14 protein-coding genes and 1 pseudogene are annotated in these 25,040 nt (G+C 68.0%); 6 read left to right on the forward strand and 9 right to left on the reverse strand.

Going from position 1 to position 25,040, the window contains the following annotated elements; all coding sequences use genetic code 11:
• Window positions 1-86: 86 nt before the first annotated feature.
• The 7 genes from FM051_RS30965 to FM051_RS31000 all read right to left on the reverse strand — a co-directional run bounded on the left by FM051_RS30965 (window position 87) and on the right by FM051_RS31000 (window position 11,303).
• Window positions 87-2,777: a ricin-type beta-trefoil lectin domain protein gene (locus FM051_RS30965; RefSeq protein WP_158849557.1), complete on the reverse strand. Its 2,691-nt coding sequence runs from the start codon at window positions 2,775-2,777 to the stop codon at window positions 87-89.
• Between the two features lie 315 nt (window positions 2,778-3,092).
• Complete coding sequence (locus FM051_RS54480; RefSeq protein WP_476655322.1) at window positions 3,093-3,179, reverse strand: hypothetical protein; 87 nt, start codon at window positions 3,177-3,179, stop codon at window positions 3,093-3,095.
• Between the two features lie 1,974 nt (window positions 3,180-5,153).
• Window positions 5,154-6,632 (reverse strand): cellulose binding domain-containing protein, encoded by a 1,479-nt coding sequence (locus tag FM051_RS30980; protein ID WP_158849559.1) that lies wholly within the window; start codon window positions 6,630-6,632, stop codon window positions 5,154-5,156.
• Between the two features lie 132 nt (window positions 6,633-6,764).
• The gene (locus FM051_RS30985) at window positions 6,765-7,175 is read right to left on the reverse strand and encodes an RICIN domain-containing protein (RefSeq protein WP_202919103.1); all 411 of its coding nucleotides are present in this window, start codon (window positions 7,173-7,175) and stop codon (window positions 6,765-6,767) included.
• A 294-nt stretch (window positions 7,176-7,469) separates the two neighbouring features.
• Complete coding sequence (locus FM051_RS30990; protein WP_158849561.1) at window positions 7,470-8,492, reverse strand: SMP-30/gluconolactonase/LRE family protein; 1,023 nt, start codon at window positions 8,490-8,492, stop codon at window positions 7,470-7,472.
• 60 nt (window positions 8,493-8,552) lie between these two features.
• Window positions 8,553-10,319: a PQQ-dependent sugar dehydrogenase gene (locus FM051_RS30995; protein WP_158849563.1), complete on the reverse strand. Its 1,767-nt coding sequence runs from the start codon at window positions 10,317-10,319 to the stop codon at window positions 8,553-8,555.
• 561 nt (window positions 10,320-10,880) lie between these two features.
• Window positions 10,881-11,303 carry a cupin domain-containing protein gene (locus FM051_RS31000; protein ID WP_158849565.1) on the reverse strand — a complete coding sequence of 141 codons (423 nt, stop codon included), beginning with the start codon at window positions 11,301-11,303 and terminating at the stop codon, window positions 10,881-10,883.
• 211 nt (window positions 11,304-11,514) lie between these two features.
• Between FM051_RS31000 and FM051_RS54065 the strand changes: the two are divergent.
• A pseudogene (locus FM051_RS54065) lies at window positions 11,515-11,661 on the forward strand (DUF5958 family protein); the annotation flags it as partial.
• Between the two features lie 59 nt (window positions 11,662-11,720).
• On the opposite strand, the gene FM051_RS31010 reads toward FM051_RS54065, so the two are convergent.
• Window positions 11,721-12,185, reverse strand: a complete 465-nt coding sequence (locus tag FM051_RS31010; protein ID WP_238412771.1) for a PaaI family thioesterase — start codon at window positions 12,183-12,185, stop codon at window positions 11,721-11,723.
• A gap of 459 nt (window positions 12,186-12,644) precedes the next feature.
• On the opposite strand from FM051_RS31010, the gene FM051_RS31015 reads away from it, so the two are divergent.
• Window positions 12,645-13,595 (forward strand): phosphotransferase family protein, encoded by a 951-nt coding sequence (locus FM051_RS31015; protein ID WP_158849571.1) that lies wholly within the window; start codon window positions 12,645-12,647, stop codon window positions 13,593-13,595.
• Between the two features lie 88 nt (window positions 13,596-13,683).
• On the opposite strand, the gene FM051_RS31020 is transcribed toward FM051_RS31015, so the two are convergent.
• Entirely contained in the window at window positions 13,684-13,938 is a 255-nt protein-coding gene (locus FM051_RS31020; protein WP_158849573.1) for a hypothetical protein, read from the reverse strand.
• A gap of 527 nt (window positions 13,939-14,465) precedes the next feature.
• Here FM051_RS31020 and FM051_RS31025 point away from each other — a divergent pair.
• From FM051_RS31025 to FM051_RS50800, 4 genes are all read left to right on the forward strand, one after another.
• Window positions 14,466-15,455, forward strand: coding sequence for a hypothetical protein (locus FM051_RS31025; protein WP_158849575.1), 990 nt, complete (start codon window positions 14,466-14,468; stop codon window positions 15,453-15,455).
• A gap of 120 nt (window positions 15,456-15,575) precedes the next feature.
• Window positions 15,576-18,521, forward strand: a complete 2,946-nt coding sequence (locus tag FM051_RS31030) for a hypothetical protein (RefSeq protein ID WP_158849577.1) — start codon at window positions 15,576-15,578, stop codon at window positions 18,519-18,521.
• Window positions 18,522-18,531: 10 nt separating this feature from the next.
• Window positions 18,532-23,034, forward strand: coding sequence for an Ig-like domain-containing protein (locus FM051_RS31035; protein WP_158849579.1), 4,503 nt, complete (start codon window positions 18,532-18,534; stop codon window positions 23,032-23,034).
• 13 nt (window positions 23,035-23,047) lie between these two features.
• Window positions 23,048-24,916: an Ig-like domain-containing protein gene (locus FM051_RS50800; protein WP_202919104.1), complete on the forward strand. Its 1,869-nt coding sequence runs from the start codon at window positions 23,048-23,050 to the stop codon at window positions 24,914-24,916.
• The last annotated feature ends 124 nt before the right edge of the window (window positions 24,917-25,040 follow it).

The following is a 25,040-nucleotide window of genomic DNA, read 5'->3' on the forward strand; positions in this document are numbered from 1 at the left end:
GTGGGCTGGTTTCCGATGAATGCCCAGCCCGCCCATCGCGGGTTTGTCAGGGGCCGGGCAGCGGTGGCACAGCGCCTTGGGCCGGTTCAGTTGCGCAGGCTCCATTGCTGGTTGGCGCCGCCGCTGCAGGACCAGAGGATGATCTTGGTTCCGTTCGTGGTGCCCGCGCCGTAGGCGTCCAGGCACAGCCCGGACTGCACCCCTGTGATGGTGCCGTTGGCGTTGACGTTCCACTGCTGGTTGGTCTGCCCGTTGCAGTCCCAGATCACCACTGTGGTGCCGTTGCTGGTGCCCTGGTTGTTGGCGTCCAGGCACTTGGTCCCGGACACCTGCAGCTGCTTGCCCGAGGTGTAGGTGAAGCGCTGGTTGGTGCCGCCGTGGCAGTCCCACAGTTGGGCCTGGGTGCCGTTGGTCGCGGTCGCGCCGGGGATGTCGACGCACCGGCCGGACTGACCTCCGACGATCGTGGCGCCCTGCTGACCGCCGCCCTGCCGCCGAGCGATCGATTTCGACTCGGGCGACCGGTTCCCCTGTGCGTCCACGACGTAGAGCCGGTAGTCACCGGATGAGGTCGGCACGTCGATGGTCGCCGCGGTGCCGCTTGCCCTGGTCATCGTCGGGCCGACGGCGAAGTTGGTCGTACCCGGGGGAGCCAACCAGACCGCCTTGGTCGCATCGCCGGTGCTTCGGACAGGAATTGACGAAGTCCCGGTACCGACGAACGTACTGGCCGGCAGGACGTAATCCGGCATGGAAAGATTACTCTGCGGGATGATGTCCCGGTATGAATCCTCCAGTCCGGAACTCACGGCGGTGCCATAGGCCGCCGCCGGCCAAACATAATCGGGATAGGTGAGAATATCCTGGATGGTGCTGTTCGGCAAATTCTTCTGGGAGACCTTGTTGACCGGTCCGTATGTTTGCGTGATGCTCAGGTCATGCTTGCGCCCGAAGTCGTCGGAGTTGATGAGCCACGTGATGTTCGGGTCCACGCTCAGGATGTTGTCGCGGAAGCTGATGTACGCGGAACCTTCGTCCGGGTGAAGCCCGTACTTGTGGCCGGCGGGGACGCCTTGCAGGTAGTTGTTGTGGATTGTGGTTCCCGGCTGGCTGCCCAGCGTGTAGATGGGGGCCGTATCGCTGAGGCGCTGCACCGTGTCGATGATGTGGTTGTAGCTGATGTTGTTGTTCTTCGCCGTGGTGGTCGGCCGGTTGGGAGCGATCGAGCCTGACGATCCGTCGAAGTTCCACCACCCCCAGCCGAGCGTGATGCCCGACCACGGACTCTTCTCGATCCGGTTGCGCTGCACCGTGAGGGCGTCGGCGAAGTATGCCGAGACGGGGCTGTGCCCGTTGAACAACACGGCGCTGTCGTAGATGTAGTTGTTCTTGATCTCGATATTCTTGGGCAGCCCCTCGACCTGGGCGGAATACTTCTCGTTATTGGTCGCCGTGTGGTCTCCGATGTAGACGTGCTGGGGATGACCCACGGTGACAGCGGAGCCGGCGATGTCGTTGGTGTAGTTTCCGGTCAACTGCGTGTTCTGCACGTCGTTGACCATGTTGATCCCGTCGGCACCGGTGTGCTGGACTCGATTGCGCTGCAGGATTATCCCGTCGGCGTTCTGGATGTGAATGATGCCGGGCGTAACGTCGACATTGCGATAGTAGTAGACGTGGAAATTACCCTTCACGTACACGGTGTTGCCGAGGTTGCCCTGCTGCGCCTGCTTGAGCGCGGAGCCGGCCACGTTGAACAGGTTCCAGTCGGAGTGTTGGGCCGTGAGCCCGGAGAACGTAATGTTCCGCACGTGGCTGCTCGTGGACGTGCCGGCGACCCGCAGCAGGGTCGACACGTTGTTCGGCGCGAAAACCGTGGCGGTCGTCATGTTTTCCGAGTTGGCCTTGTAGTAGTACAAGGTCCGGCTGGTCTTGTCGAAGTAGAACTCGCCCGGCGCGTCCAGGAACTCGTAGGCGTTCATGACCTTGTGGCTGCCGCCGACTTGGGCGTTGCCGTTGTACGCACCTTGGGCGATGGCCGCGCCTGGCTGCTGGAACAGCGCTACACGGCCCGCGCCGTCAGAACTCGTGGTGACCTGACGGACTCCCACGATGGCTGTGGTCCAGGTCGTCCCCGTCTCGATTTCAATGTCGTCTTGATTGCGGGCGATCGCGGGCAGATCGGCCGTGTTGTACTTGGCCCCGTCACACTGCGAGCCCGATTCCCACGCCCACGGGGCCTGCCCCGCGTTGATGTTGTACGTGCCGTAGCACCCTTGCGAGTTTATCGTCTTGGATGCCATGAACGCCCGCTTGTCATTGACGTAGAGCGCCCGCAGCTTGTTGTCGCGATTGAGCGGGGCCTTCCAGATGTTGCCGCTGTGCTGCGTCCAGCCGGTTACCTGGACACCACCGTCCAACACCGGTTTCTCGTTCTGGTATGCGGCGTATACGACCCGGTGACCGTTCGTGCCCGAGTCGCTCGGCGTGAATTCTATGGTGTTGCTTACCGGATAGTTCCCTCCGCGAAGGTATACGTAGATGTCGCCGGACATGTTTGCGTTCGTCGTGCGAACCACGTCCCGCGCGCGCTGCAGGGTCTTGAACGGAGCCGTAATCGTCCCGGCATTGGCGTCGTTGCCGTCGGGAGCCACGTAGTACGTTGCCTGGGTGGCGGCCGAGGCCTGGACGGGGTCTGCGACGGCCGGCAGCAGCGCAGTGGACACGAACACCGCAAGGGCCACTAACGATCTTGCGGCGGTAATGGCTGATTTCACCTTCTTTTCCTTTCACTTGGTTCCGGACAGGCATGTTGGCCGCGCACGCTGTTGTGGCGTGCTTTGTGCGTCGACGGGGCAGGCCGGGACGGAACAGGGGGTTGGCGTTGACTGGTGTCACCCACCCGAGGAGCGCCAGGCGGGCGTCGTGTCAGTAGTTTGATGCATTCCTCACCTTCGTCGCTGGTGCTGCCCCGGGCGCAAGCTGCCGCCTGTGGTTTCCGGGGTGCTAAAACGGCGGCGGGCAAACTGGTCACGCGGGCCGCACACGTATACGCCTGGTGGCCGCCCACTGTCACCGGCAGCTCGTTGTGGTTATCGGGTCTGGTCGCTACAGGACGCGTACAGCGCGCGAGTAGTGCTGTGCGCTATCACGCAAGGCGCTTTGCCAGTGGCGTCGATGTCGCGCCGACTGTTCGGTCGCCGGCGCTGTCCAGACCGGTGCCGGTGCCGGTGCCGGTGCCGGTGCCGGTGCCGGTGCCGGTGCCGCGACGCTGGCGCCTTCCTTCGGGCCGCTGTTCAGCTGGGGGTTGCGGCCTTTGCAGACCCGGTCGACCGGAGAGTGCGGCGGCGACTTCGTCGAGCAGCAGCCGAGACCGACGGTGCGGAACCAGATGGTGGCGGACACGCTGTCGTCGGTCCGCCAGTACGGGGTCCGGATGCTGGTGGGCCACCGCGTTCGTAGTCGTGGACCTCGCCGTGGTCGGTCGGAGTCCGCGTCGGTGAAGGCCGCGACCCCGCCCCTGGGCGATGATCCCGTCCAGAGTGGGCTGCACCGGGTCGAGGCGGGAGTCGTCGCCAGTGGTGGCGGCTGGGCACCGCATCCCGGGCCGCATCTCCTCGCCCAGCCTCGGGTCACGGTCGAACTGGCACGTCAGGGTGCTGCCCCTGGTCCAGCGGAGCGGCTGCCACGCGAGTCGAATCCACCCACACCGCCGGCGTGCCGCCGGTCCGCAGCGCCGGGGTGACACCGTTCTGGGGGTTCGCGGCACCGCCACCATCCGTGACGCTCGCCAGAGCGAACGCACCGGCGACAGGCGCCACGCGCACTTCGCGATCCCGGCGCAGCGCCCTCCTGCCGATCACGTGGATCCAGCCCCTCATGAGCACTCCACTTCGCTGTGGCACCTGCGTGGCACCTGCCAGTCGAGCCGGGCAGGCGAACCTCTGAAGGATGTGTACTACCTATCTCGACCTGGTCGACCCGTACGCATGTCGAGCGACGTGACGTGCGGGCATCGCTGTTTGCCTTGGTACAGACGGGATGTGGACGACCGACCCCGGTAGTCTATGAGAGCAGCAGGGTCACTCGGCGTCAAGGATAAGCAGGCTTATTCTCATGATCGACAGCGACCTCCTATTGGGCCGAAAGTGTTTCGTTGCCCACATGACTTTGTTGCCCAATTGAGGATGCGCTGGTCACGGGTGGTTTCGCGTCGTGATCATCGGATGACTGGTGATCCACTCCGGCTGGCGTCCGCCCTGGTCGCGGGAGGGATCAGGTGATGTCGGTCCAGCCGCGTGGGTGGTCGGAGGTGCTCGAGCGGACCGCGGTGGTGGCCAGGGCGGCGTTCCCGAAAGGGACGTTGGCGATGTGGGTCCGGGACGAGTTACCGGACTTGTTCGCCGACGGGCGGTTCGCGGCGGCGTTCGGCGTGCGGGGCAGGCCCGGGATCTCGCCGAGGCAGTTGGCGCTGGTCATCGTTGACGCGGGTTACACCTCCGCCGGCCTGATGGTCGGCGCACGACGTGAGCACGGAATCGCCTTGCACGGGCCGTTGCGCGTCGACAACTCCGCACAGACCTGGATCGGCGAAGGCTACGGTCGCGCCGCGTTCAGCATCGACCGGGACCGGCGCCAGGTCACCTGCCCGCAAGGGGTGCGGAGCACGTTCTGGGTCGGAATGCTCGGAACGCGGACGGAACTCGGTCGTGGTCCGATTCCCTTTGGCCGACTGTCACATGCCCAGTCCGTCCACAATGCACACATTCGACCAGGTCCGGCCGCCAGGAGCCGCCTGCTGTACGGGGAGTGGCTGCGCCGCTCCCGCCGCAGAACCGACGCCCGCACCCAGTTGCGCGCCGCCCTGGAGGCGTTCGAACAGGCCGGCATGGCGTGGACCGGCCACGCGCGAGCCGAACTCCGTGCCGCCGGTGAGTCCATCGCACCCACCGACGACGACCCGTTCGCCACCCTCACCCCGCAGGAGTCGCAGATCGTGCGGCTGGCCACCACCGGCACGACGAAAAGGAGATCGCCGCCCAACTGTTCCTCAGCCCCAAAACCGTGAGCCACCACCTCTACCGGGCGTTCCCGAAACTCGGTGTGGTCGGAACCGGACCGAACTGGCCCGGTTCCGACCACACCACCCCTGATCACCAGGCAAGCGGCCCCGCGGGGGGGTGGGTGTTTGGCGCTCCGGGGAGGTTCCGGTGGTCGCGGAGGGAGAAGTGCCAGTCGCAGCCGAGCCGGTCGAAGCTCGGGTCTTCGTAGTACCAGTAGCGGACCCGGCTGTCGCCCTGGCTGTTGCGGTCCTTGACGACCTGTTCGGCGGCCTGCGCGAACGCCGGGGTGCTGGACCAGTTGAGGGCGCCGACCACGATGACCGTGTTGGAGCCGTAACGGGTGCGGAGCTTGTCGAGGAAGCCCTGGTACGCGGTCTTGTAAGCGGCGAGCAGGCTCTCCGGGGTCCACCGCTCCCCCGCGTTGATGGCGGTCGAGAAGTCGTTGGTGCCCAAGGCGACCACGACCAGCTGCGGTCGCCACGTGCCGGGGTTCTGCCACACGTCGCCGGCGATGTGCTGCAAGCCCCGGTCGTAGAACGTGCGGTAGTCGAGCTCCGGGCTGCCACCGTTGTAGTTGCGGACCATGCCGAGCCCGGACTGGCCGTTGATCTGGTAGTCGGCGTTGAGCGAACGCGCGGTGAGGGCGCCGAAGTTCAGGTTGGCGTTGGTGTTCCGGGCGACCCCGCCGTTGCTCGAACAGTCTTGCGTGGTCGACATGTTGCCGTAGCCGACGGTGTTGGAGTCGCCGATGAACTCGATCTGCCGGGTGCGCGCGGTGGGCTTGGCGAGGATCTCGCCGCCCGTCGCGGCGACGAACCCACCGAACTCGCCCGCGCCCCACGTGCTTTCGGTGCGCTTGACCAGCCGGACGCTGTGCTCGGCGTTGGTCAGGTTGTTGACCCAGTGGGTGGTCTGGCCCGGGGTCACCAGGCTGGCGACGGTCGTTCCGTCGACCTGGATGTCGTAGTCGTTGTTGGCGTCGTTGAGCACGACCCCGACCCCGGTGCCGCGGAAACGCCCTTCGAAGTAGACGCCGGGCCAGGTGTACTGCGCGGCGTTCGCGGTGGCCTTGACCCGGCCCGCCGTGTGCGCTCGGGCGAGCACGTCCGGCGGCGGTGTGGAAGTGGTCGTCGTGGTGGTCGTGGGGCCGACCGAACCGGTGCACACCGTGCCGTTGACCGCGAAGGTGGTCGGCACGGGGTTCGACGCGTTGTTCCACGTGCTGTTGAAGCCGAACCCGGCGCTCGCGCCGGTGCCCAGGGCGCCGTTCCAGCTCACGTTGTCGGCCGTGACCTGCGCGCCGGACTGGGTCGCCTTGGCGTTCCAGTGCTGACCGATCGTCTGGCCCGCGGCGAACGACCAGGTCAACCGCCAGCTCGTGATCGGGTCGCCGAGGTTGGTGACGCTCACGTCCGCGCCGAACCCGCCCCACCACTGATTGGTCACCTTGTACGTGACCCGACACCCGGCAGCCGCCTGGGCGGGGACCGTGGTCGTGATGGCCGCGGCCGTCACCAGCGCGGTGACCGCGACGACGACCGCAGGCCGGACTTTGCCGATGGAGAGCATGAATACCGCCGCATCTGTGTTGATTGACGACAGAACCTTTACCGGATACCGAAAGGCCGCGAGTCTCGGACCGCTCCCGGACGACTTTAACGAAAAGGTTGCACCAGGTGAAGACCCGCTTGGGCCGCCGTATCAATTCGAGCGTTCGGCAACCGCCAAAGCGTCGAACAACTGTCGAATACCCGACCGAACTACACGTTCTTGCGTTGCCACTGCTGGTTGGTGCCACCGGTACAGGTCCACTGCACGAGCTGCGCCGTCCGCGGTCGCGGCGTTGAGCACGTCGAGGCACTTGCCGCTGCCGACGTTGACGATCTGGTGGTGGCCGTTGCCCGCGTCGCGGAACCGCCAACGCCGGTTGGCCTGACCGTTCGCGCCCCACTGGACCACGTCCGCCCGTAGTCCACTCCCCACGACGCGAGCAGATCGAACAGGGCGTCCTTCGGTCGACGACGCCATCGTGGCGTTGATCGAGCGGACGGCCAGGGAGAACAGCACCGGGGTCATCGCAGGATCCAGGACGAGCTGCTCAAGCTCGGCCACCGGGTAGCCGCCTCGACCGTCCGCCGCGTGCTCAAGCGCCTACGGACACCACCGGTGCCCAGGCGCGGCAGCGCCACCTCCTGGCGCCGGTTTCTCCGTGCTCAGGCCGCGAGCATGTCGGCCTGCGACTTCTTCCACGTCGACTGCTCGGAAAAAGGCACTTACGACGGAGATCCGGCGGATAACCTCTGCGCATGCCGATCTCTCTTTGGGGGCATCAGCATGGCAGTCCAGTAACCCGACTCCACCGAACGCAGGGCACATCACGGGGTACCGGGAATCTCGCCGGTTCGTTCAGTAGGGGTTGCCGGGCACGTTGAGGCGCGTCTGGTAGAGGCCGAACCCGCCACCGGAAACACCGGAGGTGATGTACAGGGTCCGCCCGTCCGGTCCGCCGAACGCCGCGTTGGTGGTGTTGCGACCGGCGGAGATGGTGCCGAGCCGTGCACCTGACGGGGAGAAGACGTGGACGAGCCCCTCCTCGTAGGAGGCCCAGTACACGTTGCCCGCGCAGTCGACGGTCGCGCCGTCGGGCGTCCGGATGCTCGCGAACGTCGTGCGGTTGCCTGTGGTGCCGTCGGGGAAGACGGTGTACTTCACGATCGCGTTGGCGCCGGTGGCCCCCACGTAGAGCGTCCTGCCGTCGGGCGACAGGACGATGCCGTTGGGCTGCGGCAGCGTGTTGTCGACGAGGCCGACCACGCCGTCGCGGACGCGGAACACCCCGGTTCGACCGCCTTGCTCGTCAGCGCGGTTGCCGCGCTGGAAGTTGGGGTCGGTGAAGTAGGTGGTGCCGTCCTGGCCGATGGTCAGGTCGTTCGGGGAGTTGAACGCGCGGCCGAGGTAGTTGGCCGCGACGGTCGTCCGGCTGCGGTCGGTCAGGCTGTAGGAGGAGACGGTGCGGTTGTCGTGGGTAGCGGCGAGCAGCCGCGCGCCGTCGGGGGTGATCGCCAGGCCGTTGCTGCCGGAGTCGGCGATGAACGTCTCGAAGGTGGCCGGTGGCGTGTACCGGAGCACTGCCGACGGTTGCACGCCCTGTGGGCCTGTGGGGTTCTGCATGTGCGACAGCAGCAGGGTGCCCGTTCGCGGGTCCCAGGTGGTGCCTTCGAGGAAGTTGAACCCTCCCCGGACGAGCTGGGACGCCACCGCCTGCGTCGGTAACGGCGGGCCGTAGGTCGCTCCCGGTGTGCACGGTGAGGCCGTTGCGGCGTCGGCGAACGCGCCGGACGCCGCGGGCGCCACAGCGCCCGCGATGACGATCGCCACCGCCGTCAGCGTCCACGTGCGACGGTGACGCGGTTTCCTGTGGTGAGTCATGGCGACTCCCCTTTCGTGATCGGGAAGGCCGCGGGACGGTTGCCCCGCCCCGCGGCCGGTTCACCGTCCGAGCTCGACCTTGAGGATGCTTTCGTTGCTGTTGTTCGCGATGCTGTCCTTGTCGCCGCGGTTGCTGGTGGTCAGCCACAGGCCGCCGTCGGCGGACGGTTCCACGGTGCGCAGCCGCCCGTAGGTGCCGTTGAGGTACTGCTCGACGTTGGTCAGGCCGTCACCGGAGATCTCGGCCCGGTACAGCCGCGCTCCGCGCAGGCAGGCGATGTAGAGGGCGTCGCGGACCACGGCGATGCCGCTGCACGAACCCTCCGCGACGGGGTAGGTGCGCTTGGGCGCGACGAAGCCGGGTTCGTCGCAGCTGCCGGTGGTGCCCTCGCAGCTGGGCCAGCCGTAGTTGCCGCCGCGGACGATCAGGTTGGTCTCGTCCATGACGGAGTTGCCGAACTCCTGCTCCCACAGCCGGCCCTGGGAGTCGAAGGCCAGGCCCTGTGGGTTGCGGTGGCCGTAGCTCCACACCGGCGTGCCGAAGGGGTTGTCCGAGGGGACGGTGCCGTCGCGGTTGATGCGCAGCACCTTCCCGGCGAGGTTGGTGCGATCCTGGGCCCAGTCGCCGTTCTGGCCGTCGCCGGTCGCGATGTAGAGCTTGCCGTCGGGCCCGAAGCGCAGTCGGCCGCCGTTGTGGTACTTGTTGCGCGGGATCCCGGTGAGCAGCACCTGCGGGGTGCCCGTGAGCGCGCCGCCGGTGTAGCGGATGCGCACCACCCGGTTGTCGGTCGTGCTGGTGTGCATGACGTACAGCCACGGGTCGGCCGTGAAGTCGGCGGCCACGGCGATGCCCAGGACCCCGCCCTCACCGTCGGTCCCCGCCGCGCCCTGTACGCGCCCGAGGCTGGTCTTCGTGCCGGTGGCGGGGTCCAGGCGGACGATCTCGAAGGTGTCGCGGCGGCCGTAGAGCACCTGCCCGTCGGGCAGGGTGGTCAGGCCCCAGGGCAGGTCGGTTTCGGTGGTGACCCTGGTGACCGAGCACAGCGCCGTGGCGCAGGAGGTGCCCGTGGTGACCGTGACCGGCGCGCTCAGGGTCGAGCGGTTGGCCTGTGCGTCGCGTGCCCGCACCTGGTACTGGTAGCGGGTGTTCGCGGCCAGGCCGCTGTCGGTGAACGAGGTCGTGGCCGCGCCGCTGGGCGAGCCGACCTGGGTGCCGTCGCGGAGTACCTCGTAGCCCGCGACGCCGACGTTGTCGGTGGCCGACGTCCAGCGCACCGTGACCGTGGTGCCCGACGCGGTCGCCGTCACGCCGGTGGGGGTGGTGGGCGGCTCGGTGTCGGCCTGGCACTGCGGCACGGTGACGGTGACCGTGGAGCTGGCCTGGGAGACGTTGCCCGCGGCGTCGCGGGCGTTGACGTACAGGCCCCAGGTGGCCCCCGGCACGACGGTCAGGTCGGCCGACAGCGCCGTGCCCGGCACCGAGGTCATGAGCTGTCCGTCGTGGTAGACGTCGTAGAACGCCACTGCGACGTCATCGGTCGACGCCGACCACGAGAACGTCACCCCGGTGCACGTCAGGTTCGAGGTGCGGGGGTTGGCCGGCGCGGTCGGTGGCGCGGTGTCGGCGCCGAGCCTGACCAACTGCCACTGCTGGTTGGCGCCGCCGACGTCGGGCAACTGGACGACCTGCGCGCCGTCGGCGGTGGAGGAGTCCAACACGTCCACGGCCTTGCCACTGGCCCGGTTGAGCAGGCGCACGTAGCCGCCGGCGGAGTCGGCCAACCGGAACTGCTGGCCGGCGCGGTTGGCGTCGGTGCTCTGCACCATGCCCCGTCGATGGCGGTCGACGTGCACCAAAGTGAAGGCGTTCCTAGACGCGCCGGTCGGCGGCCACAGAGGGGGCCGAGCCGGGTCTGGCGCGGAACGATGACGACCCGGATGTCTTTTGCGCACGTAGAGCCATGCTTCGCCTCCTTGCGAGCAGGATGCGTACTGGTCGTCTCCAGGTGCCGGACAGGCACGACTGGGAGCGCTCCCATGGCACCGTAGCGCAAGCCGTTTGCCGCCGACAAGACCACTGAGCGGGTATCCAACTCCCGTTAACGCTAACAACATGTACTGGTCTGGGTTTCCAGAAGACAGCCGCGCGGCGGCATGAGGATCACCGCCGTTCACCGCGCGCCAACGAAAACCGCGTCCACACCGCCTGTGCCGCTCGAAAAGTCATCGCTGCGTGCACCCGTGGTGGCGTGCTCCCGGGCGGCGGTCCCAGCCGCGTCTCAACGGTCTCGCCATGCGTACTTCGTTGTCCTCCGCGTCCGCCAACACCCACCACGATGGCGTGTGCGCGTCCGGGTGGAACGACCCCGGTGCGGAAGTAGGCGCGAGTTACTCGAACGGGCACCCGGGATTCGGCGCGTCCACCGCCAGCGCACTGCCCACCGGATTCACGTACAGCACCTCCAGGACCAGCGGCTCCGACCGCAGGTTCCGGCCGATGTGCACATACCCCGGCCCGCTCTCCTCGGAGATCGACTGACCCTCGCGGTACACCCCGTCCACCGAGCAGTCGGCGCGGTGGTGGGTCAACGTCCCCTCCTTGACGAGCCCGAACACCGAGCCGGGGTGGTAGTGCCACCCCGTCGCACCGCCAGGCGCGATGGTGACCTCCCGGACGACGTACTCCGTGTCACCGACGACGCGCTGGAACAGCGTGACCCCGCTGACCCCGGTCCCCGGCGTAGCCCAAGCCACTGGCGCCAAACCGAAGCCCAACACCACCGCCAAGCAGATCCGCACCACGTTGCGCATGCCCCCAGAATCCTCTCCGCCGCCGGGACCTCACCGAATACCACCCGGACGGACCACGGGCCGCCGTGGCAACGAGCCACCACGACGCGGCCCCGGTGAACCAGCCACCGAGGACTGGGTGAGCCAACCAACCTGCAGTGGGCACTTCGTGATCTGCTTCGACGGCCCTGGCGGGCCGGCTGCTTCGGGTTGGTCATGGGATGGGGTCGAGATGTACGAACCCGGGATCATCCTGAACGAGATCGCGCAGGGCCTGCGTCCCATATCGGAGGCCGTCGAGTGGTTCGAGGGCCTTGCTGCTGACGAACAGTCCGCCGCCCTGCGCGATGTCGCCGGGTACTGCATTCAGGCGCGCGCCACCATTGAGGACGGGGCCGAGAGCGTCCGACATTCAGGCATCCGACCGACTCACACCCCTCAGCCACCGGCGGCGACTCGGGGGCGCCATCGCTTCCACAGCGCCGTGGCCTCGGCACGCGTCTTGCCGTCCCACACGAGTGATACGTCCACGGTCATCTGCGCTTCAGACGCTTCCCGCACTGCGGCCCGCAACTCCACCGGGTCGGTCAGCGGCGACGGTCGCAGGTAGCGCACGTCCAGACCGGCGGTCACGTAGGACAACGCGGCGTCCCCGAGTGGCCCCCACCCCTGCCCCTCGGCTTCCAGCATCACGGCTGCGGCGCTGTGGCAGTCCAGGACGGTGCAGATGATGCCCCCGTTGAGGAAGCCGAGTCCGTTGTCGTGCTCCGGCCACGGCGTGAACGCCGCGGTCACCAGCCCGTCGCCCGCGGGGTAACTGCGCAGTCGCAGCCCTTTGGGGTTGGCGTGGCCGCAGCCGAAGCACGGCAGAGTGGGGTACAGACGCTCCTGGATGCTGGTCACGATGTCCACAGTAGGCGGAGCAAGGAGTGATCTTCCGCGCGGTCGCGGGAGCAAGGAGTCGTACGTTCCTGGATTCAGGTGCGGATAACGGGGAGTTTGGCGGATGCGGCGGCTTGGACTGCTTGTTCGTCCAACCGGATTTGCGTTGTTGAGGTGAGTTCATCGTGGTGCCCCGCCCGCGCTCGCCGAGCAGTTCGAGGTCTGCTACGTCAACGACGACGGCCGGCAGCGCCTGCCGCTGACCGAGGCGTGGTCGGTGCCGTTCGAGTCGTGCCGGCCGGCGCGCGGGTTCCCCTCCTGCAAGGGACAACGCATCCACATCGGGCCCTGGTGGACCGCCACCACCGGCGACCTGGTCGACTACGAGTCCTGGCTGGAGCGAGACCGGCTGATACTGCTCAATATCGAGTGCACGGTCGTGCCGGTCCCGAAGGATCCGTTGGAAAGGGCAGGAACTCGATGACGACGACCCCGGACGATCACTGGGTTGACTACTTCCGAGCCCAGGGCCACCCCACCGCCACCCAACTGGGACGCGGCATGGAGGGCGTCGTCTACGACGTCGGCGAGGGGTTGGTGGAGAAGGTGTGGTTCCAGCGCAGGCGCGACGATCTGCTGCTGACCCAAGAGTTCCAGAAGGAGTTGGCTGCCCAGGACCTGCCGTACGCGACGCCTGTCATCCTCGACGTCAGGGAGGCGGACGGGCACGCGGTGACGCTTGAGCGCCGACTCCCCGGCACGTCGCTGCTGACGCTCATGCAGCGGGAGCGGATTCCCCGGGCGCTGGCGCACGAGGCTGCGCTGACGGCCGTGACGGGACTGGCCAGGACGGAGGCCGGTCCTGCGGCGCGGGCACTGACCGTGCTGGACGAGACCACACCGTTGTGGTCGGGGCACGAGCACTGGACACAGGCCTTGGCGGCGCTGGTCCGGCGGCGGGCCGCCGCCCACGCCGAGGTGCTGCGCGCCCGGATCACGGACTTCGACCGCAAACTGGAGCGGGTGGAGCGTCTGCTGGAGTGTGTGCCACCGGGGCCCGACCGGCTCGTGCACGGGGACATCATCCCGGCGAACGTCCTGGTGGACGACGCGTTCCAGGTGACCGCCCTGATCGACTGGAGCTTCCTCACCACGGCGGGCGACCACGCCTTCGAAGCGTCGGTCGCCACCGGCGTCTTCGACATGTACGGCCCCGGCGCCCGAGCCTCCGACGACGCGCTGACGGTTGTGCTGGCCGGACGGCACGGCCATTCCCCCGCCCGCATGCTGCTCTACCGAGCGGCCTACGCGATCGCGACGGCCAACGCCTTCGGCGCGGACGGCGCGGACGGCCACTTCGCCTGGTGCGCCGCCACGCTGGAACGCGAGGACGTGGTGGAGACACTGTTCACGGCGAACCCAGACCTCTGAAGCGCGGCGGCGCCTCGCATGGAGCTGGTCGCGGGCGCGTTGGACCAGACCAGGGACACCACCACGACCCGGGAGGAGCGCGAGAGCCTCACCGATCCGATCCGATCCGATCCGATCCGGTCCAGCCGGCCAAGGCGGTGTTCGTCCGCCCGGAGCCTGTCGAGTCGGTGTTCCTGGACAACGCGGTCGAGCCGGTTGGTTCGCTCTCGATCTCGGCCGGCGACGTCGAGCAGGTGGTGGTGTCGTGCCCGGTCGCTTCGTCCATGAGCCGAGCGATGTAGCGGCCCAGCGCCGTATTGACGCTCGTCAACCAGGAGAGGAACAGGAGTTCGTCCTTATCCATGACAACTCTGCCCTCCGGTGCCGGCGACGGGCGTCGAGGCTTTGCCGTGGCGCACTGCGATCACGGTGCTGTCCATCGACCGGAACCGTTCGAGTGGGTTTGTGCCCAGCTAACCTGTTGGCGGGACTCAGCTTCGGGACCTGCGTGATGGTAGATACCCCGTTTGTCCTTGTAGTGCGTGCGGCACTGACGAGTCCCGGTCCCGGCAAGCTCGCCGGTCGCCTCCCGGTCTTCATCCGGATGGGTGGTTTCGGGTGACGATGTACCTCGACCGACCCTTCCTCGCTCCATAGTAGATCTGCGTGGCATGGAATGGATCCAGCGAGCGGTGCTCGCGAGCCGATAGACCCAGCTCAGGGCGCTGTCGGTCCATGGCACTGCGTTGTTGACACCTTAATGACGGCGGATGTGAAGCGCGCACCCTCGAGCACGGGCTTGGTCATCAGACGGTTCGCAGCTTGATACGCCAACCGCTCACCCGCCGTAGTCCAGCACCACGATGCGCTACCAGTCGACGTTCTTTACGAGTGGGGTCGCGCAATCCGAACCCGCCGACCGAACGAACAGGAGGCATCGAAATGTTACCAGATCGACCGATTGCCGTTCCACAGGATGCCATTGAGGCCTCGGTCGCGTTGCGCGATCAGTTGAATGCGGGAGCTGCCGCCCCATATACGACCGGAGTTGGACTGAAGCAGACTGGTGGGCAATTCACCGGTCAGCTGGCCCTGTTCGTTTACGTTCAGAGGAAAAAGTCGGCAGCCGAGGTTGCGGCAGCCGAGTTCGTTCCGGCCGAGTTCGGCGGCTACGTCACGGACGTGGTCGAGGCTCGGCCCATGTTAATTGACGACGAGAAACCGTACAATCCCTTGCGCGGCGGCATTCAGATTTCCAGGGAGCACACCATCAGCGATGGCATCTTCGCTCCCCCGCCGGGCACACTGGGAGCGATCGTCCGGAGTCGCGGGAATGGCGGTGAGCCACAGCTGCTCACATGCGCCCATGTGGTGAAGCTTTCCGGCGTAAATGTTCATCAGCCAGGGCAGGGGCTACCGTCCGCTTCGGTAGTCGGGAACGTCCGCGCTTTGCGGAGTGAAGTCAACCCTTTGTTTCTCGATTGCGCGGTCATCGGTCTGAACGGGTCCCGCAGCGCTCAGATGACCATCGAAGATGTCGGGCCGGTGCAGGGCGTGTCGACGCAGGTACCTGCCCTGGGGGAGGTCGTGAAGAAGCGCGGCATGCGGACGCTGTTGACGCATGGTTTCGTGGTGAGGGCGATCTCGTCGTTGTTTGCGCCAGTCATTGACCAGTTTGAGATCAGCGGTGCCGTTCCCTTCGTGACCGTGTTCGCCGGAAGGGGCGACTCGGGATCGGTGGTGCTGAACGCCGGCAACCGGGTCATCGGTCTTCTATTTGCGATCCCGATTGAGGATCTCGGCCCCGGCCTCGGCAGCCACGGCCTTGCCATGCCGATTCACAACGTGCAGGAAGCGCTGCAGGTGGATATCGCCACCTAGAGCGGATGTTCCGCGCTGACCGCACCGCTGCACAACTCGATCTTCCGCCTGAGTCTCACGATTCGAGACGTTCAGGTCTGCGCACTCACTGGCGAGCACCCGGGAGCGGAGCTGAGGCACATGTCGTCCTTCTCCAGAAACGTCTTGCGGCACCTGGATCTTCTGGCCCTCCGGTTCGAGTTCGCCAACCTGATCCTGATGCACGACGGGCCGTTCGCGGGACAGCTGATGCGTGAGCAGGCCGGGCAGGACGCGTTCATCGTCGTGCATTTCCCGCCCCAGCACGTCGCCGAGACCGTGCTCCCGGCGGCTGGGTCCTTCGACGTTCCCCTACCCGGGCGCGTCGCCGGTCCCAGCCGCCTGGGCTTCCGGCTGCGTCCGGGCGTCGAGCGGATCCCGTTCACGCTGCAGGCCCTGCTCGACTGGGCGTCCCTGGACTCCAACCTGGTGCCGGTCGCCCGGCCACCCCGGGGCACCGTCTTCGACGACCCCGTCCAGGCGCCGCCCCTGCAGGCCCCACAGCCGACCGAGACCGCCCTTGAGCTTCCCTACCGACTGATCCTCTCGCCGCATCCGGGCGGGGGCTGGGCGCACTCGATCGAGCCGGTCACCCGCCAGGGGCGCACCGAGCTGTGGCACACCCGCCTGGGCGTGAGGGCGGATGGCACTGGCGTCGTCGACGAACACCAGGCCGAGGGCCGCTATGTGCGGGCGGTGTTCTCCCCCGACCCGGGCGGCCCTCCACCCGGCATCTCCACCACGTCGCCACAGCCTGAGGATCGCAACGCCATCGTCCACCTGTCGGCCGATTTCACGCTCCGCACGGACCGCGGTGCCTACCGGCCCGAGCCCCTCGAGATCGACCGGCTGATGCTCTCCTCCCGCGGGGGCTGGCTCCGGGCACGGGGCGAGTGGGACCCGCCCAACCCCTTCACCCTGAGCCAGTGGCACCACGTGGCCACCCAGGGCCGGGATCACTTCGTGCGGACTGCTCATGAGGGCTTCTTGTTCCCGTTCGGCCACCGCGCTGCCCACATCGAGATCACCGAACGCGTGATCGAGACAAGCACCACAACGCCCCCAAGAGTGGCTGCCGTGCTCCGCAAGCGCCATTTCGTCGTGGTGCGTGAGCCGGTGAAGACCTACACGGCTGCGGGGTTCGCCCACCAGGGACGGGAGATGCCCTTCGCGCGGAGTCTGGGCATCATGACCCTGTCCACGCCTGCCGCGCTGGGGGAGATCCCCGGTATCGGGGGTCCGGGGGCGTTCTGGGTCATGAAGGACCCTCCGTCATCCGGGCCGGTCCCGTTCCACCTGGTCGGCACAGACCTGACCGGGGAAAACACCGACTTCCACGCCGCCTTGATCTTCGTGCGCCGCAACCTGCTCACCGAGCCCGATCCGGGGGTGCGTGAATCCTTCCTGACCGCTATCAGGAACGCCTACCGAGAGGCCGCCGACGGCCCATCGGGCCCGCGGCGGCGCATCCCGGTCGGAGGCGCCCGCGTGACCTTCGCTCCACCGGCCGACCCGGCCGCACCCGGGGAGACCACCCTGATCACCGAGGCGCTCGCCTTCGACGTGCACATCGCCGGCGGCGCGCCGGTCCTCGACGGCCAACTGCCGTTCCTGCCCTCCCTCAGCGCGGCAGAAGTCCGCCTCCCGGCGGTCGAGCAGCTCGTCGGCAGCGCCAAGCCGGTGGAGATCGCCCTGTCCAAGGCGTTCCTGAACGCCGGAATCGATGTCGCCGGCAACCCCGCGCAGCTGTTCGCCGAGGTCACCGCCGCGGTGGGCAACGCGCTCAAGGTGGACCTGCCCGCCGAGCGGGGTGGTGCGTTGGCCAAGCCGAACATGGCCGTGCGGGCCCTGTCCCGGAGCTTGGGCCCGCTGGGCGGCACACTTGACCAGCTCGCCGCGGGGAAGTTCACACCCGAGGACTTCTTCGCCGACGGCGCCAAGTTGTTGGGCGCCGTCTCCTTGAAAGACCTGGTGTCCGAGGCCTCGGACTTCGTCTCGGCGCGGTCGCAGTTCCCGCAGATGGTCAGCCGCACGATGCCCACGGCGGTGGTCGCCACGCTGGACTGGGAACCCAAGGTAAAGGACAGCGTAGGGCCCCTGAAGGCGCGCCCTCCGGGCATCTCCTTCGCGCTGCACGCCCGGATGGAACGGCCGCTGGACGACAGCCCGACCCGCTCGTCGGTCACGACGACATTGAAAAATTTCACCTTCGCCTTCCTGGGCGTGCTCGAGGTCCACTTCAACACCCTGACCTTCCGGTCGGAAAACGGCGGCAAGCCCGACGTCAGCGCGGAACTGGCGCCCGAGGGCGTGGTTTTCCAGCCGCCGCTGTCCTTCCTCAACTCCCTGCGCCGCTTCATCCCCGCCGGCGGCTTCAGCAAGGGACCGGTCTTCGACGTGAGTCCCTCGGGGGTGAAGGTCGGGTACTCGCTGGCCCTTCCGCCCGTGGCGGTCGGGGTGTTCGCGCTGCAGAACGTGAAGCTGGGCGCCAGCTTGAACCTGCCCTTCACCGACGGCAAGGCCAGTCTGCGTTTCAACTTCGCCGAGCGCCACGACGAGTTCCTGCTCACCGTCCAGGGCCTGGGCGGGGGCGGCTTCTTCGTCATGGCACTGGGGCTGGACGGCATCGAGATGATCGAGGCCGCCCTGGAGTTCGGAGCGGCCGTGGCGATGAACTTCGGGGTGGCCAGCGGCGGCGTCTCGATCATGGCGGGCGTCTACTTCCGCTACGAGGTGCTCGACGCCGCGGCCGTCCCGGTCAAGGCCATGACCAGGCTGTCGGGGTATCTGCGGCTCAACGGCGAGGTCGAGGTCCTGGGCCTGGTCAGCGTGTCGATCGAGTTGTCCATGACCCTCACCTACGAGGACCAGCCGGAGCAGCGGATCGAGGGCGTGGCGACCCTCGTCATCAAGATCGATCTGACCCTTTTCAGCGAGTCGGTGGAGCTGACCGTGCGGCGGAGCTTCGCCAAGGGGCAGGGCGATCCCACCTTCGGCGACGTCGTGAGTGAAGCGGACTGGGCAGCCTACGCCGACGCCTTCGCATGAGAGGTGAACCATGCCCGAGCGGCTGATGTGGACCGCACTGCCCAACGGCGTCGCCGGCGCCGACCGGCGTCTTCGCCTGTCGGTGCTGGTCTCCCCCCGGTTGACCACCGCCGACGGGGCCGACGGTGTTCTGAGCCAGTTTCCCGATCTGCGCCACTGGACGTCCACGATGGCCGCGACCAGCTTCGCCGTGGAACTCGACGGCGTGATCGTGGCCGACCGGCTGCGGCCCCGCAACACGCTCGAGCCCGCGCTGTGGGATGCCCTCTTCACCGATCAGACCGCGGTGCGCTCCCACGTGTTCACCGACTATTCCGGGCATCAGCTGATCTCCTACCCGGTCCGGCGGCTGCGGGATCGGATCCAAGAGCTCTACGCCGGCGTCGCCTTCCAATCGCCGCTCGGGCTGCCCGCGATCGAAGAGACAGATCCGGTGGGCGGCCTGCGCTTCACGCTGGCCGCTCTGGGCTTCCTGCCCGAACGCCCGCCCCCGACACCTCCACCTGCACCCCCGACACCTCCGCCCCCGCCATCCGGGCCGGCCGCAGCACCGGCCCTGTCCGTTGAATCGGCAGCCGAGAACGTCGCGGCCTTCCGGCGTTTCTACGACCGCCCGGCCCGGCCCAACGCCCCGCTGCCGCAAACGCCCGAGGAGCTTGCCCGGCTGCTGGACTTCCACCAGGCCCTGGCATGCCTGAGCGACTACCCCGTGCTGCTGCGCCGGCTGGGACTGGTCTTCGACCTCGAGATCCCCGCCACCCTCCCCGCCACCGCACCCCGCGAGCTGCGGGTGCGACCCCGCTGGACACCCGTCGATCCCGCCAGCCCCACCCCCGACATCTGCCCGGCCACCAAGGCGATCTGGGACGGGAGCACCTTCGCCGCCGTCCCCTCCCGTCCGGGCATCCAACAAGGACTCCTCGTCCTGGGCGAGGAGTCCTTCGACCTGGTCGACGTCGACGTCGACGGCACAGTCCACAAGCTCGTGAACCTGGCGTTGAACCTGGAGGCGATCTCCTCGCGCGACGCCGCCGACCGCCCGCGCACGGCGGCCCTGCCCGCCTTGCACACTGCCGGGCTCTCGCTGGTCCGTGACGCCCGGGCCGGTGCGCTCACCGACCACCTGGCCCGGATGAGCGCCCACAACAAGGTGCTGGAGGGGCCCACCCCGGAGAACGTCGTCTTCGACGCCGAGCAGCTCGTACGCGGCTATCGGATCGACATCTGGGACTCGCGCTCGCAGGCCTGGCACACGCTGTGCCGACGAATCGGCACCTACCGCTTCGAGCACACCGGCCTGGAACGCCGGCTCGAGGACGAGGGGTTCGTGCAGCTCGCAGCGGCGGGAGTGCCCGCCCAGCCAGGCCAACCACCTGCCGCGCCCGAGCTGTACCTGCACGAGTCCCTGCTGCGCTGGACCGGGTGGAGCCTGGTGGCCCCACGGCCCGGCAAAGCCATCTCCGCCGACAGCGACCCCGCCGCGGCGCCGGAGCGGCCGGACAACGCCGCGGTCACCTCGCTGGGGCTGCAGACCACATTCGCGGCGGCTGTCGGCTCCCTGCCCAGGCTGCGGTACGGGGTGGGCTACCGGCTGCGGGCCCGCGTGGTCGACCTGGCCGGCAACAGCCGTTCCCTGGCCGAGGCCGGCGACCTCCCAGCCCTGCCCGCCACGGCGCCGGGGCGTGTGTACTTGCGCTACGAGGCGGTGCCCTCACCCATCGTCGTGCTGCGCCAGGGCCTGTCCGGCGAGACGGACCCCGGCGAGTCGCTCGACCGTATCGTCATCCGCAGTGTCAACGTGGGCGAGGATCACGACGACGTCCCCAGCACCGATGCGGCCGAGCGCCACATCGCCCCGCCTCGGACCACCCCGGCGCTGGCCGAGGCCCACGGGGCGTTCGACGACCCCACCGGGCGGGTGAAGGGCGATGCGGCGACGTACCGGATGATCCAAGCGCGCGACGCCGCCCAGCTCAACCAGGACGGCGACGTGCCCATCATGCCCGACGAGCAGATGGTGGTGGCGTACCTGCCGGACGTGCTGGCGCGAGGGGCGGCCCTACGCGATCTGCCCGGCGCACCGAGAGGAACGATCGGGACACCCGACGTCGCAGGCCGGCTCACCTACCGACAGGCGGATGTCCAGCCCGACCTTTCCGGATTGATCACCCGACTCGGCTTCGAGCCCACCTCGGTCACCCAGATCGACTTCGGGCCCGCCTCGGACTGGCCGGCCATGCAACCGTTCCGCCTGGTGCTGCGGGAAGGGACAGGGCCTCCGGCCTGGGACGCGCAGCAGCGCGTCCTCACCGTCGCGATGCCCAAGGGCGAGGTGGCACAGGTCGCGCTCAGCTGCTACTGCCACCGGACCGATCTTGAGCTTCTCGGCGTCTGGGACTGGATCCGCAAACTCGTCGACGCTCAGTCCGTCCGCCTCGAAAGGCCGTTGGACCTGGCGTTGTTGAGCGAAGATGTCGTCCTCCTGACCCAGCGTGCCCTGGAAGGAGGGCACTGGGCCCTCACGCCCGCCCGCACATTGGTGCTCGTGCACGCGGTGCAACAGCCGCTGGGCCGACCGATCATCGACGAGCTGGTCGCACAGCGTGACTTCGGGGCGACCAGCGCCCGCCTCACGGGCACCATCCGAGTGCACCCCTCGAGTACGGGCAAGGTTGATCTGGTGGGCCGCTGGAACGAAGTACCGGGCGTCGGGCCGGAGCCGCCCCGCCCGGCCGAGGATGCCGCCGCCGAGCTGCGCCTGCACCACCGCAGGGGATCGAACCTGCTCCTGTTCGCTGATCGCCCCGTCGCCGACTACGACCCCGGCACGGGCACGGTCCGGATGGACGGTCAGCACCATCCCCGGCACGAGTTCGGGGACACCAGGCACCGCGTGGCGCGTTACCGCGCCGTGGCGGCGAGCCGCTTCTCTGAGTACTTCCTGCGCCAGGTTCACGTCGAACTCGGCGGGACCAGGCCTGAAATCTTGAACGCAGAGGGCATCGCCCCGCACTCGGAGACAGCGCGGAGCACCGACGGCGCCACGACGTTCACCCGCGTTGAGGACGGCGCCGGCGATTATGAAGTGGACTACCGCAGCGGCACGATCGCCCGCTCCGCCGGTAGCCGCATCGGCGATGGGCAGAGCGTGCGCGTCGAGTTCCTGCCGCCGGTGAGCCGGGACAGCGACGAAGTCGTCGTCCACGTCCCCAGCTCGGCCCGCCCGGCCGCGCCTCGGGTGCTGTACGTGGTGCCCGCCTTCGAGTGGCACCGCCAGACCAGCACGAACCTTCTGGCCAGCCGCCGCCGTGGGGGCTGGCTTCGGGTCTACCTGGAGGGGCCGTGGTTCTCCTCGGGTGAGGGCGAGCAGCTCGGCGTGGTCGTCTCCCGTGGGGTGAGTGAGCCGCAAGGGCAGCTGGCCCGCTACGTCACGCGGATGGGATCCGACGTCCTCCGCCCCCCTGCGGCTACCAGTTCGCTTTCGCACTTCTCGCAGGGGAAGCGGGACTTCGGCCCGGGTCTTTTCGGGCTGACCCTGGAGGAGCTGGAGCCCACGCACGACAACCGCGTGAACGTGTTCGGGTACGACGTCGCCTTCGACGCCGAGCGGGCGCTGTGGTATTGCGACATACAAACCTCAAGCGGCGCGTTCGAGCCCTTCATCCGTCTGGCCCTCGCTCGCTACCAGCCGCACTCGGTCGTCGAGTTCGACCCGGACCAGCCGGAGAAGCTGCGGGACGTCAAACTCTCCCGGGTGGTGCTCGCCGACGTCGTCCAGCTCCACGCGAACCGGTCGGTGCTGGTGACCTACGACCCCTACCGTCCGGCGCGGCTTCGGGTGGTGGTCTCTGGCGCAAGCTACGGACGGACCTTCCAGAGCGAAGGCCCCAGCCGGATCGAGGTGTCCGTCCAAGAACGCGAGCCCGGGCTGGAAGGGGACCTGGCGTGGGTGCGGGCCGCGGATGTGGTCGTCGAACCCGACCCGGCCACCCCGACGCAGCCGGCCACCGTGCTGTGGCGCGGCGAGGTCGTCCTTCCCCTGGACCGGGCCATCGCCGACTTCCGCGTCGTGGTCGAAGAGTTCGACACGCTGCCGGCCGACGATTCGAACCAACCTGCTCCGCTGCTCTACGCCGACGTCCTGGAACTGGCAGCGCTCGGCGCGGCCAAACCGGACTCGCACACCACGCTCGTCTCGTCGCCGAACCCGTCGGACTTCGGCCAGGCGGTGGCGATCACCGCGACGGTCAGCGGTGCCGGCGCCGCGACACCGACGGGCCAGGTGACCTTCACCGCTGGCAGCCGACAGCTGGGACGGGTGTCGCTGGCCGGTGGCGTGGCGGTGCTGAACGTGGCGGACCTTCCGGTCGGCTCTCATCGCCTCACCTGTTCCTACAGCGGGGATGCCTCCTTCGGCCCCAGCCGCGGCGCCGTCGCCCACGTTGTCGAGCGCGCCGCAACCAGGATCGACATCACGCCCCGCCTGGAGATCCACGGCAAGACCCCCTTCTGACCAGGAGGAGCCGATGCCCGACATCCAGATCGTCACCTCGCAGCTGACCTCCCCCCTGGTCGCGGTCCCGGAGGCTGCCACCGGGTTGATCGACGGTTCGACATCGCCTCCGCCCACGGTGTCGCTGCCTGCGCGGGCCGGGTACCACCTGCAGCTGAGCAGCGGGGCCTTGGCGGATTTCGAGTTCGAGGTCAAAGACGACGGCACCATCGACTTCGACACAGCCTTCGACGGCTTCGTCCGCGGGCGGGGCGAGCGACGCCTGAGCGTGCGCGGACTGCCGGTGGAACTGGACGGCACCGAGCTGGCCCACGGCCTTCGCCTACATCTCACCAACGCGGGCCTACCCTCCTCCCGGCGCCACGACCTTTTCCTGCTGCCGTGCGCGCATTACGGGCTGGACGGCGGGTTGGGACAGCTCAGCTTCGGCCTGGCCCGCGACGGCTCGGTGCGGCTCGCGGAGGAGTTTTCCGGCTTTGCCACCGCGAGCGGCCACACGTTGACGATCAGGGGCCATCCGATCGTTGTCGATGGCCAGAAGCTGTCCCATGACCTGACCATGAGCGGAATGTCGTTCTACGGGCCCCGGGGGGAGGCAATCCTGCCGAGCTTCTCACGCCTGACGAGCCACGCGCTCAGGGTCCTACCGGGTGTCGGCTACGGGTTTCATCCGGGGCATCACGTCGTCGCCGATCTGCGGTATGAGGTCACCCGGGACGGGCAGGTGATCCTTGATCCGCCGTTGTCCGATTTTGCCACCGTTGACGGAACCACGCTGAGGCTGCGCGGGCACGAGATCGAAATCGACGGCACGGCGCTCTCACACGACCTGACCGCGAACGAGATGTGGTTCAGCACACCCCAAGGAGAGAGCACCCTGCTGTTCCTGTCACGCTCCACGACCCACCGACTACAAGTCCTGCCCACCGGCCCGATCGCCGCCGGAACGGTCGGATACGGGTTCCAGCCCGGCCCGGGCGTGACCGCCGACCTACGATTCGACGTCACCCGAGACGGACGAGTGACCCTCGCGGACGAGTTCTCCGGTTTCGCCACCACCCAGGGCAACACCCTCCGACTGACCGGGCAGCAGATCATCATCGACGGCACGAGGCTGTCACACGACCTGACCGCACTCGGACTGTGGTTCAGCACACCCCAAGGAGAGAGCACCCTGCTGTTCCTGTCACGCTCCACGACCCACCGACTGCAAGTCCTGCCCAGCGAGCTGGCGACCTCCCCCGGCGGCTACGGCTTCCGGATGGGCATCGACGCGGACATGCGCTATGACGTGAAGACCGACGGGAGCATCGACTTTCCTGACTCATGCAACGGGTTCCTGGCCGGCAGGGGGACGGACACCCTGGTGCTGCGCGGGTATCCGCTCGTGATTGACGGCGCTCATGCAGACAGCGATCTAGTGGGTATCTTCAACCTCGGCTTGGCGGCACAGACTTCCCGCGAGCTTTCCGCGGTGTTGCTTCCCGCGAAGGGTTACCTGCCCCGGACTGCCAACGGGGTCTTCACCACCGTCTTCAACCTCGAGCGGGACGGAACCATCAGCTTTGATCCCGCCGCCGCCGGCTCCTACGTGGTCAAGATGACTTCTTCGCCGAATCCTTCCAAGGTCGGGGAGGAGGTGACGCTCAGGGCATCGGTGCGCCCCGTCCCGCCCGGGCAAGGCACTCCGGAAGGGAACCTGACGTTCCGGGAGGGAGTCACCGTCCTGGGCAGCGCCGCGCTCGACCAGCACGGTCGGGCGACCTTGCACACCTCGGCTCTCCGGGCGGGCGATCATGAGATCGTCATCGATTACCCGGGGGACCCGCACTTCCAATCCAGCTCGGCTGCACTGCGCCACCGGGTGGACCAGGCCGGGTAGCCGATCCCCGGCCCAGCACAGCCCAACGGGCTGAACTGGGCCAAGCTGCCCACGCCGGCGCTGATGGCCGACGGCACTTCGGTGTGCTCACACAAGCGGCGGTGCAAAGCGGTAGTTGTCAATA

It is taken from the genome of Saccharothrix deserti, from assembly GCF_009769385.1.
In the GTDB taxonomy this organism is placed as follows: domain Bacteria; phylum Actinomycetota; class Actinomycetes; order Mycobacteriales; family Pseudonocardiaceae; genus Actinosynnema; species Actinosynnema deserti.

What these genes read in the sequence shown, in the direction of transcription:
- FM051_RS31020 (WP_158849573.1), bottom strand. Translation starts at nt 13,938, where the DNA reads ATGGATAAGGACGAACTCCTGTTCCTCTCCTGGTTGACGAGCGTCAAT.
- FM051_RS30995 (WP_158849563.1), bottom strand. Translation starts at nt 10,319, where the DNA reads ATGGTGCAGAGCACCGACGCCAACCGCGCCGGCCAGCAGTTCCGGTTG.
- FM051_RS50800 (WP_202919104.1), top strand. Translation starts at nt 23,048, where the DNA reads ATGCCCGACATCCAGATCGTCACCTCGCAGCTGACCTCCCCCCTGGTC.
- FM051_RS30980 (WP_158849559.1), bottom strand. Translation starts at nt 6,632, where the DNA reads ATGCTCTCCATCGGCAAAGTCCGGCCTGCGGTCGTCGTCGCGGTCACC.
- FM051_RS30990 (WP_158849561.1), bottom strand. Translation starts at nt 8,492, where the DNA reads ATGACTCACCACAGGAAACCGCGTCACCGTCGCACGTGGACGCTGACG.
- FM051_RS31030 (WP_158849577.1), top strand. Translation starts at nt 15,576, where the DNA reads ATGTCGTCCTTCTCCAGAAACGTCTTGCGGCACCTGGATCTTCTGGCC.
- FM051_RS31035 (WP_158849579.1), top strand. Translation starts at nt 18,532, where the DNA reads ATGCCCGAGCGGCTGATGTGGACCGCACTGCCCAACGGCGTCGCCGGC.
- FM051_RS31000 (WP_158849565.1), bottom strand. Translation starts at nt 11,303, where the DNA reads ATGCGCAACGTGGTGCGGATCTGCTTGGCGGTGGTGTTGGGCTTCGGT.
- FM051_RS31015 (WP_158849571.1), top strand. Translation starts at nt 12,645, where the DNA reads ATGACGACGACCCCGGACGATCACTGGGTTGACTACTTCCGAGCCCAG.